Here is a 17,303-nt window from a genome sequence, read left to right on the forward strand (position 1 = left end):
ATGCCGGTTGTGGCGCCGGCCCTTCCGGATGTGGACGCTTACCGGCCGCCGGGGCGGGCCAGCAGGATACCCACCAGAATTACGGCGGCGCCCAGCGCCTGCAAGGGGCCCAACGGTTCGTTCAGCAGAACCCAGGCGAGGATGGCGGCGGCGGCCGGTTGAAGCAGCAGGCTGACCGACGAGAAGGAGGCCGGCAGATGGGCCAGGGCGTAGGCGATCAGGCTCTGGCCGCAGGCATGGCTGAACAGGGCGAGCCCCGCCAGCACGGCCCAGCCGGTGGCGGTCGCCGGCAGCATCGCCTCGCCGTCATAGAGGCCGATGGGCAGCAGGACCGCGGCCGAAATGGCGCCGCTCCAGGTCATGATGGTGGCGGTGGAGAATTCGCTGCGCAGGCGCCCGACCGACAGGATGTAGCCGGCATAGAAGGCGGCGGTCAGCAGGGCCAGCGCGTCGCCGAACAGATGATCGGCATCGAGCTGAAAGCTCTCGCCCATCAGCACGATAGCCCCGGCCAGCGCCAGCAGCATGCCCATGACGAAGCGGCGGGTGATGCGCTCCTTGAACAGGAACCAGGCGGCGGGCGCCACATAGAGTGGGGCGAAATTTGCCAGCAGCGTGGAGTTGGCGACCGAAGTGTAGCGGATCGAGGTGTGCCAGATCGCGAGGTCGCCGGCGAAGCAAAGCCCGGCCAGCGACAGACGGGCATAGTCACCGATGGAGGAGGGGCGGCGGCTGGCACGCCCGCTCCGCTGACGCGACTCGGCGGCCATCCACAGCGCCAGCGCCGGCATTGCCAACGCGGTCCGCCAAAAGCCGATGGCGACTGGACCGACATCGGACAGCCGGACGAAGATGGGCGCGAAGGCAATGCCCAGAGCGCCGATCAGCAGCGCGATAAGGGCGATGCGTTGTGTCCGGTACGCATGGTCGACTGGGATGGCACTGGCGTCTGGCATGGTGCGCTTATAATGACGCCCCGGCTGGGGGGCCAGCCGGTTGCCAGTCATGGCTGCCGTGCGCCTCCGGGATTCTCCCGGAGGCTGCCGACGGGGGAAACGCGACGGCGGATCAGCGCGGACGGATGCGGCGCAGCGCGACCAGCTCGTCGTCCTCCGATCCGTAATCGTCGTAGTGGACCGGGCAACGGCCGTCATTGCGGGGATGGTCCTTGACGGTGGCTGGGTACCAGTCGCCCTTCCACTCCACAGACACCCGCATGCCGGGCTGGCACAGCGAGGCGCCAGCCGGATAGCCGCCGCTGTTGGACATCGGAGCCGATCCCATCGGGGCCTGCATCATCGGCGCCTGGGTGCCGCCCTGCGGCACCGGGCTCAGCCTCGGGGCGGCGGCGGCCGGCTTTTCCTGATCGCAGAAGGCGGTGCAGACGCTTTTGGCGATCACCTGTCCGCCACAGCTTCCGCCGAAACAGTCGCGATAGTCGGATTCACAGCGCGCTTCGCAGCTGCTGTTGCCACAGGAGTAGGATCGGTCGAAATCGCCGACCGACTTCTTGATCGGCTTCTTCTCCGCCTGTTGGCGGTTGACGTAGGCCTGATAGTCATAGAGCGCGCGCGACCGCGCCTCGTTCACGCAGGCCTGCTGCGACATGCCGCAATTCTGACGGCAGTAATTGCGGTTCTGCTGACACTGGTTGACGCAGAGCCGGCCTTCAGCCGAACTTGGCGGGATGAGGCTGTACTGCGTCTCGTAAATGGGGCCGCAAGCGCTGAGCAGCGCCATCACGGCAAGGCAAAGGGTGAGCAGGCGAAGCATGCGGGTCTTCTTCCGGGTGGGTTCGCGCGGAGACGGAGGGGAAGCCTAGCAGTTTGCCGTTCGGACTACCACCATCGGCGGCGCCTCCGCCCGGCATGGCCCCCAGTGTGGCGTCCTGCGTGGAGGTTGCGTTACTGTGTCGCATGTCTTCCCATCCCTCCGAACATCGCCAGCCCGTCACCGCTCCCGCACCGGCGCCGCGTGCGACGAGCCCCTTGCTTGGTCCTGACGATCCGCCGCCGGCGACCACGCTGAATCCGGATGCCGGCGGACCTCTGCTGCTGGTATGCGACCATGCGTCCCGCGCCATTCCACGGTCGCTCGGCGACCTCGGTCTGCCGGAGGAGCAGCTCTGCCGCCACATCGCCTATGACATCGGCGCTGCCGAAGTGACGCGGCGGCTGGCGGCGCGATTCGGCGCCACAGCAGTGCTGTCGGGCTTCTCGCGGCTCGTCATAGATCCGAATCGGGCGCTGGAGGATCCCACCGCCATTCCGGTGGTCAGCGACGACGTGGTGATCCCCGGCAACCGCGCGCTCGATGCCGAGGCCCAGGCCCAGCGGGTGGAGGCGCTGTTCAAGCCCTACCACGCCGCGGTTGCGGCGGCGGTGGTGGCGATCCGATCCCGTGGGCAGGTGCCGGTGCTGGTGTCCGTGCACAGCTTCACGCCCGCGATGCGCGGGGTGGCACGGCCCTGGCACATCGGCGTGCTGTGGGACAACGATCCCCGCCTGCCGGTGCCGCTGATCGGGGCGCTGAAGGCCGACGGCCGCTGGTGCGTCGGCGACAACCAGCCCTATTCCGGTCGCGGCACGCTGGGCGGCACGGTGGAAACCCATGCCACCCCCGCCGGCTACCCCAACGTGCTGCTGGAGGTGCGGCAGGACCTGATCGCCACGCCGGAAGGCGCCGATCTGTGGGCGCAGGTGATCGGCGATGCGTTGGAACCGTTGCTGTCCCTGCCGTCGCTGACCGCCATCCACCATTACCCCCGGGCCTGACGAGCTATGGAACGCGCCGTGACCGAACCGTCCTTCACCCTCGGCCTGGAAGAGGAATATCTGCTGGTCGACCGCGGCACGCGCGACATCGTGCCGAGCCCGCCGGACGAGATGCTGGAAGCCTGCCAGGAGCAGGCGCCCGGCCGCATCCATCCCGAGTTCCTGCGCTGCCAGATCGAGGTGGGAACGCCGGTCTGCGAGACGCTGGAGGAGGCACGGGCCGAACTGGCGGCGCTGCGCGGCACGGTGGCCGGTGTCGCCGACCGCTATGGGCTGGCGCCGATCGCCGCCTCCACCCATCCCTTCGCCGCGTGGGAGCCGCAGAAGCACACCAACCGCGACCGCTACAACATGCTGGCCCGCGACCTGGGTGCACCTGCCCGCCGGCTGATGATCTGCGGCATGCATGTCCATGTCGGGATCGAGGATGACGACCTGCGCATCGACCTGATGAATCAGGTCCGCTATTTCCTGCCGCATCTGCTGGCGCTGTCGACCTCCTCGCCTTTCTGGCGCGGGCGCGACATGGAACGCCGCTCCTACCGGCTCAGCGTCTGGCACGAGCTGCCGCGCACCGGCATGCCCGCCGGCTTCCAAAGCTATGGCGAATATCAGAGCCATGTCGCCGTGCTGGTGAATGCCGGGGTGATCGAGGATGCCAGCAAGCTGTGGTGGGACATCCGTCCGTCTTCCCGCTTTCCGACGCTGGAGATGCGCATCACCGACATCTGCACCCGGCTGGACGATGCGGTGACGGTCGCCGCACTCTACCGCTGCCTGCTGCGCATGCTGTGGCGGCTGAAGGCGCGCAACGTCACTTGGCGGCCCTACAAGAACCTGCTGATCGAGGAGAACCGCTGGCGGGCCCAGCGCTATGGCCTGGACAGCGGGCTGGTCGATTTCGGCCAGGGGCGGATCGTGCCCTATGCCGACCTGCTGGACGAGATCATCGATCTGACACGCGAGGACGCCCTGCATTTCGGCTGTACGGCCGAGGTCGAAAGGGCCCGCGAGATCCTCAAGCGTGGCACCAGCGCCCACCGGCAGATCGCGATCTTCCAGGCGGCGCTCGCCGACGGCGCCAGCGAGGACGAGGCGCTGCGGCGGGTGGTAGACTGGCTTGCGGAAGAGACGATGGTGGGGGTGCGCTGACGGCTCCTGTGGAGGCCGTCAGCGCAGAGGCGTGTCGAAGAGATGCGCCTCGCCCTGGACATGGATGCGCACGCGGCTGCCGATCCGCGGCAGATCCATGCTGGAATGGCGCAGAAGCAGCGGGCCGGGCTGGCCCGGCGCATTGCCCAGCGTGACCGCTACCTTGCAGACCGAGCCGCCGAACTCGACATCGACGACGCGGCCCCAGCCTGTGGCGCCACCGTCCCCGCCGTTGTGGGAGTGGTCGTGATCCACCACCAGCCGGAGCTGTTCCGGGCGCAGCATGATCTCGGCGGCGCCATTCCGCGATCCGCCGGCGACCGTCAGCCGGCCGAGGCTGCAACTGGCCCAGCCATTCTCGACCTCGGCCGGCAGGATGATGGCGTCGCCCAGGAAGGTCGCCGTCTCGCGGTCGCGCGGCCGGTGATACAGCTCCTGGGGCGGACCGGCCTGGGTCAGGCGGCCTTCGCGCATCACCGCCACCTGATCGGCGAAGGACAGCGCTTCGGCCTGATCGTGGGTGACGAGGATGGTGGCGATGTCGGCTTCGCGCAGCACGCGGGCGACGGTGCGGCGCAGTGAATCGCGCAAGCCGGTGTCGAGCGCCGAGAAGGGCTCGTCCAGCAGCATCAGCGCCGGCTTGCGGGCCAACGCGCGGGCCAGCGCGACGCGCTGCTGCTGGCCGCCCGACAGCTCATGCGGGCGGCGCTCCAGCATCTGCGGGTCAAGCTCCACCGCCTCCAGCAACTCCAAAATGCGGGTCCGCCGGGTCGGGTCGTTGCGCTCCAGGCCGAAGGCGATGTTGTCGGCGATGCTGAGATGCGGGAACAGGGCGCCGTCCTGCGGCACATAGCCGATGCCGCGGCGGTGGGCCGGCACCATCGTGCCGGCTTCGACCAGCGGCCGGCCGTCCAGCAGGATGCGGCCGCCGTCGGCGGTCTCGAAACCGGCGATGATGCGCAGCAGCGTGGTCTTGCCCGACCCGGAGCGGCCGACGATGGCGGTGCGGCTGCCGGCGCGCACCGACAGTGCGACGTCCTCCAGGGCCACCGCGTCGCCGTAGCGTTTTCCCAGTCCCTGAACCTGAAGGAAGCTCATCGTCCGGCGGCCCGTTTCGATTGGATGTGGAGAAGGATCGTCATCGGCAGCGACGCGGCGACCATCATCACCGCGTAGGGTGCCGCCCCGGCATAGTCGATCTCGCTGGTCAGCGCCCAGAATTCGGTGGCGAGCGTGCGCGTGCCGCTGGGTGCGAGCATCAGGGTCGCCGTCAGTTCGTTGGTGATGCCGAGCGCCACCATCGCCATGCTGGCGGCCGCACCGGGAGCGGCGAGCCGGAAGGTGATCTGGCGCACCGCCTGCAACGGCGTCCGGCCCAGCGCCATGGCGGCGCGCTCCAGCTCGACCGGCGCCTGGGCGATGCTGGCCCGCAGGCCAACCAGGGCGCGCGGCAGGAACAGCAGCATATAGGCCAGCAGCACGGTGCCGACGGTCTGGTAGAGCGGCAGGGCGACCCGGACGGTGATCGTCACCAGCGCCAGCGCCACCACGACGCCGGGCAGCGAGCCGACATAGTAATGGCAGGCTTCCAGAACCCGTTGCAGCCGGCTGGGCGCACGCACCGACAGCCACGCCATCGGGGCTGCGGCCAGTGTGGTCAGCAGGGCGCCGGCCAGCGCCAAGGCGACGGTCTGGACGATCGCGCCGCCAATGTCGGCACCCTGCCAGATGCGGGCGCCGCCGATCGCGAGCCAGCGGCCGAGCGTCAGCATCGGCACGCCGAGCGACAGGGCGGCGAACAGCAGCGGGATGGCCAAGCAGGGCAGGGTGGCCCGGCCGAGCTTGGCCGGTGCGGCCTGCCGCGCGGCGCCGCTGCCGACGCGGGCATAGCGCTCCTGCCCACGCAGCAGCGCCTCGCCGCCCATCAGTCCCATGCAGAGCAGAACCAGCACGCCGGCCAGCATGTTCGCCGCCGGGCCGTTGTAGGCCGACTGGAACTGGTCGACGATGGCGGTGGTGAAGGTGTCGAACTGGATCATCACATAGAGGCCGTATTCGGCCAGCAGATGCAGGCCGATCAGCAGGCAGCCGCCATAGACCGCCACCCGCAGCTGCGGCAGCACCACGGTCAGGAACACCCGCCAGGGGCCGTGGCCGAGCGAGGCGGCGACATCCTCCATGGTCGGGTCGAGCCGGCGTAGCTGCGCCGCCACCGGCAGATAAAGGAACGGGGAATAGGCCAGGACCGAGACCAGGACGGCGGCGGCCAGACCATGCATGCCGGGCGCGACGGTCACCCAGGCATAGCTATGGACGAAGGCGGGAACCGCCAGCGGCGCCACCGCCAGCCAAGCCCAGAAGCGCCGTCCGGGCAGGTCGGAGCGTTCGGTCAGCCAGGCCAGCGTCACCGCCACCACGACCGACAGCGGCAGGGTCAGCAGGACCAGCAGCAGCGTGTTTCCCAGCAGCTCGCCGACCCGGCGGCGGAACACCAGCTCGACGACGGTATCCCAGCCCGTCTGGATGGTGACCCAGACCACGAAGGCGAGTGGCATGAGGGCGAGCGCCGCGACCAGGGAGGTGACGGCGAGCACCGGCAGCGGCGCACGCCCGGTCCTCCGCACGGCAATGAGGGACGCCGCGGCGGGAAAGGCGGTGCTGCCACCGTTGGGCGGGCCATCCGGCGGGTGCTGCGTATGTTGCGTGTTGAGAGTGATGACGGCGAACTCCGGAACCGGCCCCTGGTCCGCCCGGATGGACGGACCTCGACCGCCGTTGCCCGCGATCCGATGCCGCGGGCAACGGCAGCAGGGATTACAGCAGGCCGGCCGCAGTCATCAAGTCGGTGACGGCCTTATTGTTGAGGGCCTCCGGCTTGACCTTCGGCGCCTGGAGCTTGTCGAGCGGCTCCAGCCGCTGGTTGGAGGCGATGCCGCCGGCGACGGCATATTCGTAGGAGTCGCCGTCGCGCAGCACTTCCTGGCCGCCCTTGCCGGTCAGGAACTTCACGAAGGCCTCGGCCTCGCCCTTGTGTTTGCTCGACGCCAGGACGCCGGCGCCGGAGATGCTGACGAAGGCGCCGGGATCGCCGTTGCGGAAATAATGCAGGGCGACGTTCTTGCTGTTCTCGCCGCCGGTGCGGGCCTGATCGCCGATGTAATAGTAATGGTAGATCACAGCGCCTTCGACTTCGCCGGCATTCACCGCCTTCATGGCGACGCTGTTGCCGCGATAGGGCTTGGCGTTCTCCTTCATCGCCTTCAGCCAGGAGGCGGTGGCCGCCTCGCCCTTCAGCTGGAGGAGCGCGCCGACGATGGCCTGGAAGTCGGCGCCGGCCGGCGAGGCGGCCCACCGGCCCTTCCACTCGGGGTTGGCGAGGTCGAGCAGCGACTTAGGCAGCTTGTCCTGGGGCAGCTTGCCGGTGTTGTAGGCGAAGACGGTGGAGCGGGCGGCGATGCCGACCCAATGTCCGCTGGCCGGGCGGAAGTTTTCCGGCACGGGAGCCAGTGTCTCGGGGCTCAGCGTCGCGAAAAGGCCGGCATTGTCGACCAGGGCCATCGCCGGCGAATTCTCCGTCAGGAAAACGTCGGCGGGGGAGGCAGCCCCCTCCTGCACGATCTGGTTCCCCAGCTCCATGTCGCTGCCGTTGCGCACGGTCACCTTGATGCCGGTCTCGCGGGTGAAGCGCTCCACCCATTCCTTGGTCAGGCTGGCATGCTGGGCGTTGTACACCGTGATGCCGTCGGCACTCGGCGTGGTCTGGGCCGAGACGGAGCCGGTCAGGGCGACGGCCGGCAATGCGGCGAGAGCGGAGGCAAGGGCGAGCGAACGGACGAACCGGGAGCGGGAGATCTTCATTCCAACCTCTTCTGCGGGCAGGCACGGCCTGTCGGGCCATGCCACCCCCGCCTTTTAGTCCTTGCGCCAACTTGTTGCAACTTGTTCTCATTCGCGCGGGGCGGCCATGATTTTGCCCATCCTCGCCGTTCATGCCGGTTCAACCACCTTGACGCGCGCGTCATGCCTCCATACGCTTCCGCACCGTCGATACCGCTGGAATGCGGGTTGAACAGGGCTGGCAAATAAGACGCTGAAAAGCAAAGGAGGGCCGCTCGACCACAGGCGGCCCTCTTTCAATTTCCGGTTCCAACGATAAGGGGAGGGAGGAGCATGGCGGGCGCCAAGTTCCTGAAGTTCGACACGCAGAGCCTGCATGCGGGCCAGAAGCCCGATCCGGCCACCGGGGCGCGGGCGGTTCCGATCCATCTGACCTCCTCCTACGTCTTCAGCGACGTCGATCAGGCGGCGGCGCTGTTCAACCTGGAACGGCCCGGCCACATCTATTCCCGCATCTCCAACCCCACCGTCGCGGTGCTGGAAGAGCGGCTGGCGACGCTGGAAGGCGGGGTGGGGGCGGTCTGCACCGCCAGCGGGCAGGCGGCGCTGACGCTCGCCATCATGACGCTGATGGATGCGGGCGGGCACATCGTCGCCTCCTCCTCGATCTATGGCGGCAGCCGCAACCTGCTGGCCTACACGCTGCCGCGATTCGGCATCACCACCAGCTTCGTTCATCCGCGTGACCTCGACGGCATTCGTGCCGCGATCCGCCCCGAAACGCGGCTGGTCTTCGGCGAGGTGCTGGGCAATCCGGGGCTGGAGGTGCTGGACGTGCCGAAGGTGGCGGCCATCGCGCACGAGGCCGGCATCCCGCTGCTGATCGATTCGACCTTCACCACGCCCTATCTCTGCCGGCCGTTCGAGCATGGCGCCGATCTGGTCATGCATTCCTGCACCAAGTGGCTGGGCGGCCACGGCACCGCCATCGGCGGTGTGGTGATCGACGGCGGCCGTTTCGATTGGGAGGCGTCCGGCAAGTTCCCGACCCTGACCGAACCCTATGCCGGCTATCACGGCATCGATTTCGCCGAGGAATTCGGTCCCGCCGCCTTCATCGCCCGCGCCCGCGCCGAAGGCCTGCGCGATTTCGGCGCCTGCATGAGCCCGATGAACGCATTCCAGATTCTGCAGGGGGTGGAAACGCTGCCGTTGCGGATGAAGTGCCACATTCACAACACCCGCAAGATCGTCTGCTTCCTGGAAGGGGAACTGGCCGCCGAGAAGGGCGCCGTCGCCTGGGTCTCCTACCCCGAGCTGGTGGACCACCCCGACCATGCGCTGGCATCCCGGCTGCTGCCGCATGGTGCCGGCTCCATCATCTCCTTCGGCATCCGGGGAAATGGCGAGGATGGCGGCCGTGAGGCCGGGCGACGTTTCATCGAGTCGCTGACGCTGTTCTCGCACCTTGCCAATGTCGGCGACGCCAAGTCGCTGGTCATTCATCCCGCCAGCACCACCCATGCCCAGCTTGATGCTGCCGCACTCGCCGCCGCCGGGGTGGGGGAGGACATGATCCGCCTGTCCATCGGGCTGGAGGATTGCGACGACCTGATCGACGATCTGAAGCAGGCGCTGCGCGCCGCCACCAAGGGCTGAGGGCCGCGCCATGCAGCTGACCGTCAACGGGAACCCCGTCTTCGTCCACACCGGCGGCCGGGAGATCGATCCCGCGCGTCCCCCGGCCCGTCCCGCTGTCGTGCTGATCCACGGCGCCGGCATGGACCACAGCGTGTGGAGCCTGCAAAGCCGTTATCTCGCCCACCATGGCCGTTCGGTCCTGGCGGTCGACCTGCCGGGCCATGGCCGTTCCGGCGGTGAGCCGCTGGGCAGCATCGCCGCCATCGCCGACTGGCTGGTCGCTCTGCTCGACGCCGCCGGGCTGGAGCGCGCGGCGCTGATCGGCCATTCGATGGGCGCCCTGGTGGCGCTGGATGCAGCCGCCCGCCATGGTGGACGGGTGGAGGCGGTGGCATTGCTGGGCGTGGCGGAGCGGATGCCGGTCCATCCCGACCTGCTGGCCGCCGCCCATGCCGGCGAACAATCCGCCATCGAGATGGTGATCGGCTGGGGCCATGGTCCGCGCGGCCATGGCGGTGCCCAAGGTGGCGGCTGTCCGACGCCGGGTCTGGCCCTGATCCCCGGCGGGCGCCGGCTGATGGCTTCGGTCCGGCCGGGGGTGCTGGGTGTCGACCTTGCCGCCTGCAACGAGTACGGGCAGGGGGCCGAGGCAGCGGCGACGATCGCCTGTCCGGCGCTGTTCCTGCTGGGCGCGCTCGACAAGATGACTCCGGCAAAGGCCGGGCGGTCGCTGGCCGCCCGCGTCAAGGCGTCGCAGGTCGTCGTCCTGCCGCAGACCGGACACATGGTGATGACCGAGGCTCCCGACGCAGTTCTGGAGGCGCTGACATCTTTCCTGTCCCTGCGGCGCGGCTGAAGATTTCACTGTGGAAATTAATCCGCTTGGAGTCGGGTTTATCCTGACATGAACCATTAACGACGCTCGACTACCCTGATCGGCGGGGTTGTGGATAGCCCCGCCGTTCGTCGCAGGTCCGGGGGTGTCGTCTTGCAGAATGGCGCGTTTGGGGACATTGGGGCAGACGCCCTGTTGCAGGATCGCCGCGAGGTCGTCGCGGTTCTTTCGCCGGACGGGCGCGTGCGCCACATCAGCGAGTCCGTCGCCGATCTGTTGGGCCACAGGCCGGAGATGCTGACCGGCGCCTCCCTCGACAGTCATATCCATCCCGACGATGTGGAGGAGGTGCACCGCCGCCTCCATCTCCGCAGGAGTGCCCCCGCCGGCAGCAGCAGCCGCGCTGCGTTCCGTTTCCGCCATTCCGACGGCGGTTGGCGCTGGCTTGAGGTCACCACCCGCAACGAGATGGCCGATCCTGTCATCGGCGGGCTGGTGCTTAACATCCGCGACGTCAGCGACCACATCGCCCTGTCGGAACGGCTGCGAGCGAGCGAGGCGCGTTACCGCACCCTGGCGGAGGCGGTGCCGGTCGGCATCCTGCAGGCCGATGCCGGCGGACAGGTGTTGTTCGCCAATGCCCGGCTTGCCGGGATCACCGGGCTGGAGCCCGACCGGCTGCTCGGCGAGGGCTGGCTCGATGCCGTCCATCCGGAGGACCGGGCGCGGGTGGCGGCAGAGTGGCGGCTGGACCCGGACGGTGAGTCGGTGACGACCGATTTCCGTTTCCATGATCCCGACGGGTCGGGGGCCGACCGGCGGGTGTTGTGCCAGCGCATCCGCCTGGAGGATGGCGGCACAATCGCCACCATCACCGACGTCAGCGAATATGTGCATACCGCCAACGCTCTGCGCCTGTCGGAGGCGCGCAACGAGGCGATCCTGGACACTGCCGCCGAAGCGATCCTGATCATCGACGAGGCTGATGTGCTGATCAGCTTCAACCGTGCGGCGGAGGCGATGTTCGGTGTCGCCGCCGGGGAGTTGCTGTGGCGCCCGCTCGACCGCCTGATTCCGTTGTCCGACCTGCGCGAGGAGGGCGGTGTCCGGCTGGAGTTCGCACCTGGCCAGACCACCGCGCTGGTCGCCCGCGATCGCGCGGCGGAAGCGGAGCGTGCCGACGGCACGCGCTTTCCGGTCGAACTGTCGGTCAGCGCCAGCGAGGTGGAGGGGCGGCGGCTGTACACCGCCATTCTCCGCGACGTGACCGACCGTCGGCGGGCGGAAGCCGAGCTTCTGGCCGCCAAGGAGGCGGCAGAGGCCGGAAATCATGCGAAATCGACCTTCATCGCCGCCATGAGCCACGAGTTGCGCACCCCGCTGAATGCGGTGATCGGCTTTTCACAGCTGCTGGAGGCACAAGTCGGGACCGTTGCGGCGGACGGGCAGCGGAATGGCCGGCCGGACGACTGCGTCGGTGCGATCCGGCAGGCGGGCGAACAGCTTCTGGCGATCATCGACGACATCCTCGACATGGTGCGGATCGATGACGGCGGGCTGTCGCTGGCGGAAGGAACCGTGGACCTGTCCGCGCTGGTCGAACGGACCGTGGCGGACCTGCGCTTCCACGCCAATCGCCAGCGGGTGATGGTGGGGGTGGTGGTCGACGGCGACCTGCCGCCGCTTCGCGGCGACGAGCGACGCCTCGGCCAGGCGTTGGGGAACATCCTGTCGAACGCCATCAAGTTCAGTCATCCGGAAGCCGCCGTCGGTCTGACCGCCGGCCTTGCCGCCGATGGCTGGGTGGAGTTGTCGGTGCGCGACCAGGGCATCGGCATGCGGCCGGAGGATATCGAGAAGGCGCTTACCCCCTTCGCCCAGATCGATCAGGGCACCAACCGCCGTCACGAGGGCGTCGGTCTCGGCCTGCCGCTGGCGTTGCGTCTGGTGGAGGCACATGGCGGCACGCTGAGGCTGGACAGCGCGTTGGGGCAGGGCTGTACCGCCACCATCCGCCTGCCGCCGTCGCGCATCATGACCATCGCGGAATTGCTGGCGCTGATGTCCTGATCTGGTCTGTACCGTCCGGATGTGCCAGAAGCTGTCGCAGGATGTTCGCATCGAGCGGGCGGACGGCTTCGGAAAGGCAGGTGTGCGATGGCAGGGCAGAGCGGTATCCGGGACGCGGTGGTGCTGGTCAGCGGCGGGCTCGACTCGACGACGGTGCTCGCCATCGCCAAGGCCGAGGGCTATCGCGTCAATGCGCTCAGTTTCCGCTATGGCCAGCGCCATTCGGTGGAGCTGGAAGCGGCGCACCGGGTGGTCGCCGCCATGGGCGTCGAGCGGCATGTGATCGCCGACATCGACCTGCGCGCCTTCGGCGGCTCTGCCCTGACCGACAGCATCGCGGTGCCCAAGCACGACAGCGCCGCCGAGCTGGAGGCCGATCTGGGCGAGGGCATCCCGGTCACCTATGTCCCGGCGCGCAACACCGTCTTCCTGTCCTTCGCGCTGGCCTGGGCCGAAACGCTGGGCGCGTCCGATCTGTTCATCGGCGTCAACGCGCTGGATTACTCCGGCTATCCCGACTGCCGTCCCGAATACATCGCCGCCTTCGAGACGCTGGCCAACCTCGCCACCAAGGCGGGGGTGGAAGGCACCAGCCGGTTCAAGATCCATGCGCCGCTGATGACCATGGACAAGGCCGCGATCGTCCGTCGCGGCCTGGAACTGGGAGTCGACTACGGCCTGACCCACTCCTGCTACGACCCGACGCCGGAGGGGCTGTCCTGTGGGGCCTGCGACAGCTGCCTGCTGAGATTGAAGGGCTTTTCCGAGGTGGGAACGGCCGATCCAATTCGTTACGCTGCCGGAACCAAAGCGTAATGAAAGGGATCATTGCGGACCCGGTCTTGTTTTTCCTGTCTCATTTCCAGGGCATCTCGGCCCACAGGGTGCGGAACTCGCCATCCAGTTGCTTCAGTTCGGCGGCGAAGGTGTCCGGGCCGACGATGCGCAGCGGCTGGAAGGTCTCGCGCGCCTTGGCCTGGAATTCCGGGTCCATGGCGGCCTTGGTGATCGCCTCGATCAGGGTGCGGCGGATGTCCTGCGGCAGGCCTTTCGGCGCGCCGATGCCGCGCATCGACACCATGTCGATGGCATAGCCCTGCTCGCGGAAGGTCGGCAGGTCGGGCGCCATGTCCCAGCGTGACCGGCTCATCACCCCCAGCATCCGCACCGGGTCGCCGCCGGCGATCCCGCGCAGACCTTCGCCGAGATTCTGGTCGCAGATCTGGATGTGCTGGCCCAGCATCGCCCGGTAATTCTCCGCGCTGCCGGGGAAGGGGACGTGGATCAGCTTCGCGCCGGATTGCCGTTCCAGCAGAAGCATGGCGAGATGATCGTCCGATCCGATTCCGGTCGAGCCGACGGTGAGGGTGCGGGGATTGGTCTTGGCATGCTCGACCACGTCGGCGACCGAACGGAAGGGGCTGTCGGCGCGGACGGTCATCACGCCGGGGTCGTCGACGATGTTCACCAGCGGGTCGAGCCGGTCCAGGCCGTAGCGCGCCTGCCGTTCGATCGGGATCGTGACGAGGTTGGGCGTGTTGATGAAGCCGATGGTGTAGCCGTCGGGCGCCGCATCGGCGATGGCCGCGAAACCGATCTCCCCACCGGCGCCTGGGCGGTTCAGCACGATGATCCGCCCGCCACCGAGATAGCGTTCGATGTAGGGCGCCAGCATGCGGGCCGTCACGTCGGTGGAACCGCCGGCCCCATAGGCCACGATCATGGTGATCGGCTTCTCCGGATAGGCGGCCATCGCCGCCGGACCGCCAGCGGCGCTCAGGGCAATCGCCGCCAGCGCGGTGCCGAGAAGGGATGCGGCACGGCCGCCGGCCATGCGCAGAAATCGGGTCGCTGCTGTCATCATTCCGTCCGCTCCATCGGGCCAGCTCTCAGGATGCCGATCCAGACCATGGTGACGTCAAAGACCCGGGGTCGGCGATATTGCGTGCATTGATATAGCAGATGTGTACCGTGACGGGTAATATGCTGCGAGACTCCGTCAGGACTGTTTGAATTTTATCAATTTCGCCGAACGCTGGCGCGCGATACGGCGCAGAAGGCGCTCGACTACGATGCTATGCATGATGATAATGCAACCCATGGATTCGGGGTGCTGGAGGCTCGGACCGGCGGGCGCGCCCGGCCGGCCCGGTTCGGCAGGACCGCTCCGATCCGGGTTTCCCGCCCAACGGACTCGTCCCACGAAGCAAAGAATGCCGCAGCCGGTTCCTTCGCCGTCGCGTGCTTGAGAGAGCGGACATCCATCGAATGACAAACACCCTGAGATCGCCGCGGCCGGCCGCCATCCGGCTGAGATCGCCCCAGGACCTTGCGGCCGGGCTGCTGCTCGCCGCCATCGCGCTCGGCGGATTGTGGTTGGCGCGCAAGTGGGATGCCGGGTCGCTTGCCATGATGCAGGCAGGCTTCTTTCCGCAGCTCATCTGCTATCTGCTGTTGGCGTCGGGGCTTGCGACGATGCTGCGCGGCCTGACCACCGACGCGCCGGCTGCGCTCGGTTGGGCATGGCGGCCATCGGTTGCCATCACCGTCGCTGTGGTCGCCTTCGCCACCCTGCTCGACAAGCTGGGGCTGGTGCTCGCCATCCTGGCGTTGATCGGGATCGGCGGACTGGCCGGCCGGCCGCTGCGTCCCGGCCCCTTCACCGCGCTGTGGGCCACACTGGCCTCCGCATGCGTCGCCATCTTCTCCTGGGGGCTGGGCCTGCCGCTCCAGATCTGGCCATGATCGACGTGTTCGCCAATCTCTGGCTCGGGCTGGGCGTGTCGGTCGAGCCGATGAACCTGCTCTACTGCTTCATCGGCGCCCTGATCGGCACGCTGATCGGTGTTCTGCCTGGTTTGGGCCCGACGGCGACGGTGGCGCTGCTGCTGCCGATCACCTTCTACCTGCCGCCGGTCGGCGCGCTGATCATGCTGGCCGGCATCTTCTACGGTGCACAGTATGGCGGCTCGACCACCGCCATTCTGGTGAAGCTTCCGGGCGAGTCGTCCTCAGTGATGACCTGTCTGGACGGCAACGCCATGGCGCGCCAGGGTCGCGGCGGCGTGGCGCTGGCGACGGCGGCGCTTGCCTCGCTGTTCGCCGGCGTCGTCACCACGCTGGTGATCGCCGTCGCCGGCCCGCCGCTTGCCGGGGTGGCGCTGGCCTTCGGCCCGTCGGAGTATGTGGCGCTGATGCTGGTCGGCCTGATCGGCGCGGTGATCCTCGCCCACGGTTCCGTCGTCAAGGCTGTGGCGATGATCCTGATCGGGCTGTTGCTGTCGATGGTCGGCACCGACGTCAATTCCGGCCAGATGCGCTTCACCTTCGACATTCCTCAACTTTACGACGGGCTGGACTTCGTGCCGCTCGCCATGGGGCTGTTCGGTCTGGCCGACATCATCATCAATCTGGAGGAGACGGAGGGGCGCGGCATCGAACCGTCACCGATCCATCGGCTTTGGCCGACCTGGGCGGACTTCACGGAAGCCTGGCCGGCGGCGGTGCGCGGCACGGCGCTCGGCGCCTTCCTTGGCATCCTGCCGGGGGGCGGGGCGACGCTCAGCGCCTTTTCCTCCTATGCGCTGGAAAAGAAGGTGGCGCGCGATCCGGCTGCCTTCGGCAAGGGCGCCATCCAGGGCGTCGCCGGGCCGGAGGCCGCCAACAATGCCGGCGCCCAGGCCAGCTTCATCCCGATGCTCAGCCTCGGCATCCCGTCCAACGCGGTGATGGCGCTGATGATCGGCGCCATGATGATCCACGGCATCACGCCCGGCCCGCAGATCATGACCAAGCAGCCGGAGCTGTTCTGGGGCATGATCGCCAGCATGCTGGTCGGCAACATCATGCTGGTGGTTCTGAACCTGCCGTTGATCGGCATCTGGGTGCGGCTTCTGCGCGTGCCTTACGCCTATCTGTTCCCGGCCATCCTGGTCTTCTGCTGCATCGGCACCTACAGCCTGCGCAACGACGTCTTCGACGTGGTGATGATGGCCGGCTTCGGCCTGTTCGGCTACGTGCTGAAGAAGCTGGATTGCGAACCGGCGCCGCTGCTGCTGGGTTTCGTCCTCGGCCCGTTGCTGGAGGAGAATCTGAGCCGGGCGATGCTGCTGTCGCATGGCGACCTGACCATCTTCGTCTCGCGGCCGATCAGTGCCGGCCTGATGGCGGTTGCCGCCGGATTGCTGGCCCTGATCCTGCTGCCGGCCTTCCGCCGTCAGCGCGAGGTGGCTTTCAAGGAATAGGTGCCGGTCCTATCGAAGGAGTCCTGTGGCAATCCGCTGCAGGACTCGTTCCTTGCTCAACAATATAAAATTTGATACAAAAGCATATCGATTGTTTGGGATGACGGGGAGCGCATCATGGCCGCCACCGCCTGGATGGGACAGCGTCTGAACGCCCGTGCCGCGCAGGCCGTGCTGCGGGAACATCGCCGCGCCAACGCCCGCAAGCGTGGCTGGGCCCGTGACATCGCCCGGCTGATGCTGGTCGCTTCCGTCCTCGTCCTCGGCGTGCTTGCGGTGGAGATCGGGCGCAAGGCCGTCACCATCCTCGGTCACAATGCCGCCCAGCATTCCATCGAGATCACCGGCTGACGAGATCACCGGCTGACGCCATCGTCAGGGCAGGATCACCACATAGCGCTTGGTCGTTGTCTCAACCGCCGTCCAACTGCCTTGGAACCCCGGCTCGATGATGAAGCGGTCTCCCGCCTTCAGGTGCCATGACCGGCCGTCGTCATGGGCGACGATGCTTTCGCCCTCCAGGATCTCGCAATATTCCCACTCGTCATAGACGATGCGCCAGGAGCCGGGCGTTGACCGCCAGGTGCCTGCGAACCGTTTTCCATCGGGCGACTCGTAGCCGTTCCATGTGGTGAAGACCGGGGTTCCCGAGAGCATGCGATCGGCGGCCGGAGCGCCGGCCTCGGGCGTGATGCCGTCGAGGTCGGGCAGGGTAAACAGGGAAGCAGGCAGGGTCATCGTCAGAACTCC

Annotated in this window: 16 protein-coding genes; 9 read left to right on the top strand and 7 right to left on the bottom strand. The window is 67.9% G+C overall.

From position 1 onward, the window contains the following. Nucleotides 1-38: 38 nt before the first annotated feature. Together E6C72_RS06985 and E6C72_RS06990 are read right to left on the bottom strand one after the other, a co-directional pair. On the bottom strand, nucleotides 39-896 hold the full coding sequence (locus E6C72_RS06985; protein ID WP_371298436.1) for a DMT family transporter: 858 nt from the start codon (nucleotides 894-896) through the stop codon (nucleotides 39-41). A gap of 172 nt (nucleotides 897-1,068) precedes the next feature. Then, nucleotides 1,069-1,773 carry a hypothetical protein gene (locus E6C72_RS06990; RefSeq protein WP_109442516.1) on the bottom strand — a complete coding sequence of 235 codons (705 nt, stop codon included), beginning with the start codon at nucleotides 1,771-1,773 and terminating at the stop codon, nucleotides 1,069-1,071. Between the two features lie 215 nt (nucleotides 1,774-1,988). On the opposite strand from E6C72_RS06990, the gene E6C72_RS06995 reads away from it, so the two are divergent. Then, the gene (locus tag E6C72_RS06995) at nucleotides 1,989-2,774 is read left to right on the top strand and encodes an N-formylglutamate amidohydrolase (protein ID WP_247875884.1); all 786 of its coding nucleotides are present in this window, start codon (nucleotides 1,989-1,991) and stop codon (nucleotides 2,772-2,774) included. 18 nt (nucleotides 2,775-2,792) lie between these two features. After that, nucleotides 2,793-3,926 (top strand): carboxylate-amine ligase, encoded by a 1,134-nt coding sequence (locus E6C72_RS07000; protein ID WP_109442593.1) that lies wholly within the window; start codon nucleotides 2,793-2,795, stop codon nucleotides 3,924-3,926. Nucleotides 3,927-3,944: 18 nt separating this feature from the next. Here the strand turns inward: E6C72_RS07000 and E6C72_RS07005 are convergent, their stop codons facing one another. From E6C72_RS07005 to E6C72_RS07015, 3 genes are all read right to left on the bottom strand, one after another. Further along, the gene (locus tag E6C72_RS07005; RefSeq protein ID WP_109442517.1) at nucleotides 3,945-5,024 is read right to left on the bottom strand and encodes an ABC transporter ATP-binding protein; all 1,080 of its coding nucleotides are present in this window, start codon (nucleotides 5,022-5,024) and stop codon (nucleotides 3,945-3,947) included. After that, nucleotides 5,021-6,550: an iron ABC transporter permease gene (locus E6C72_RS07010; RefSeq protein ID WP_247875885.1), complete on the bottom strand. Its 1,530-nt coding sequence runs from the start codon at nucleotides 6,548-6,550 to the stop codon at nucleotides 5,021-5,023. The genes E6C72_RS07005 and E6C72_RS07010 overlap by 4 nt, the downstream gene beginning before the upstream one ends. 190 nt (nucleotides 6,551-6,740) lie before the next feature. Then, on the bottom strand, nucleotides 6,741-7,784 hold the full coding sequence (locus E6C72_RS07015) for an iron ABC transporter substrate-binding protein (RefSeq protein ID WP_109442518.1): 1,044 nt from the start codon (nucleotides 7,782-7,784) through the stop codon (nucleotides 6,741-6,743). A 312-nt stretch (nucleotides 7,785-8,096) separates the two neighbouring features. Here E6C72_RS07015 and E6C72_RS07020 point away from each other — a divergent pair, with 312 nt between their 5' ends. The 4 genes from E6C72_RS07020 to queC all read left to right on the top strand — a co-directional run bounded on the left by E6C72_RS07020 (nucleotide 8,097) and on the right by queC (nucleotide 13,125). Continuing rightward, on the top strand, nucleotides 8,097-9,422 hold the full coding sequence (locus E6C72_RS07020) for an O-acetylhomoserine aminocarboxypropyltransferase (RefSeq protein WP_109442519.1): 1,326 nt from the start codon (nucleotides 8,097-8,099) through the stop codon (nucleotides 9,420-9,422). 10 nt (nucleotides 9,423-9,432) lie between these two features. Then, nucleotides 9,433-10,260 carry an alpha/beta fold hydrolase gene (locus E6C72_RS07025; protein WP_109442520.1) on the top strand — a complete coding sequence of 276 codons (828 nt, stop codon included), beginning with the start codon at nucleotides 9,433-9,435 and terminating at the stop codon, nucleotides 10,258-10,260. Nucleotides 10,261-10,434: 174 nt separating this feature from the next. Beyond that, nucleotides 10,435-12,309 carry a PAS domain S-box protein gene (locus E6C72_RS07030; protein WP_247875886.1) on the top strand — a complete coding sequence of 625 codons (1,875 nt, stop codon included), beginning with the start codon at nucleotides 10,435-10,437 and terminating at the stop codon, nucleotides 12,307-12,309. An 87-nt stretch (nucleotides 12,310-12,396) separates the two neighbouring features. Then, the gene (gene queC / locus E6C72_RS07035; protein WP_109442521.1) at nucleotides 12,397-13,125 is read left to right on the top strand and encodes a 7-cyano-7-deazaguanine synthase QueC; all 729 of its coding nucleotides are present in this window, start codon (nucleotides 12,397-12,399) and stop codon (nucleotides 13,123-13,125) included. 40 nt (nucleotides 13,126-13,165) lie between these two features. On the opposite strand, the gene E6C72_RS07040 is transcribed toward queC, so the two are convergent. Then, complete coding sequence (locus tag E6C72_RS07040; RefSeq protein WP_247875887.1) at nucleotides 13,166-14,173, bottom strand: tripartite tricarboxylate transporter substrate binding protein; 1,008 nt, start codon at nucleotides 14,171-14,173, stop codon at nucleotides 13,166-13,168. Nucleotides 14,174-14,577: 404 nt separating this feature from the next. On the opposite strand from E6C72_RS07040, the gene E6C72_RS07045 reads away from it, so the two are divergent. The 3 genes from E6C72_RS07045 (at nucleotide 14,578) to E6C72_RS07055 (ending at nucleotide 16,904) form a co-directional block, all read left to right on the top strand. Then, complete coding sequence (locus E6C72_RS07045; protein ID WP_109442523.1) at nucleotides 14,578-15,054, top strand: tripartite tricarboxylate transporter TctB family protein; 477 nt, start codon at nucleotides 14,578-14,580, stop codon at nucleotides 15,052-15,054. Further along, on the top strand, nucleotides 15,051-16,553 hold the full coding sequence (locus E6C72_RS07050; RefSeq protein WP_109442524.1) for a tripartite tricarboxylate transporter permease: 1,503 nt from the start codon (nucleotides 15,051-15,053) through the stop codon (nucleotides 16,551-16,553). The genes E6C72_RS07045 and E6C72_RS07050 overlap by 4 nt, the downstream gene beginning before the upstream one ends. Nucleotides 16,554-16,670: 117 nt before the next feature. Continuing rightward, nucleotides 16,671-16,904 carry a hypothetical protein gene (locus tag E6C72_RS07055; RefSeq protein WP_109442525.1) on the top strand — a complete coding sequence of 78 codons (234 nt, stop codon included), beginning with the start codon at nucleotides 16,671-16,673 and terminating at the stop codon, nucleotides 16,902-16,904. A gap of 24 nt (nucleotides 16,905-16,928) precedes the next feature. On the opposite strand, the gene E6C72_RS07060 is transcribed toward E6C72_RS07055, so the two are convergent. Continuing rightward, nucleotides 16,929-17,291, bottom strand: coding sequence for a cupin domain-containing protein (locus E6C72_RS07060; protein WP_109442526.1), 363 nt, complete (start codon nucleotides 17,289-17,291; stop codon nucleotides 16,929-16,931). Between the last annotated feature and the right edge of the window lie 12 nt (nucleotides 17,292-17,303).

The sequence above is a fragment of the Azospirillum sp. TSH100 genome, assembly GCF_004923295.1.
Taxonomy (GTDB): Bacteria; Pseudomonadota; Alphaproteobacteria; order Azospirillales; family Azospirillaceae; genus Azospirillum.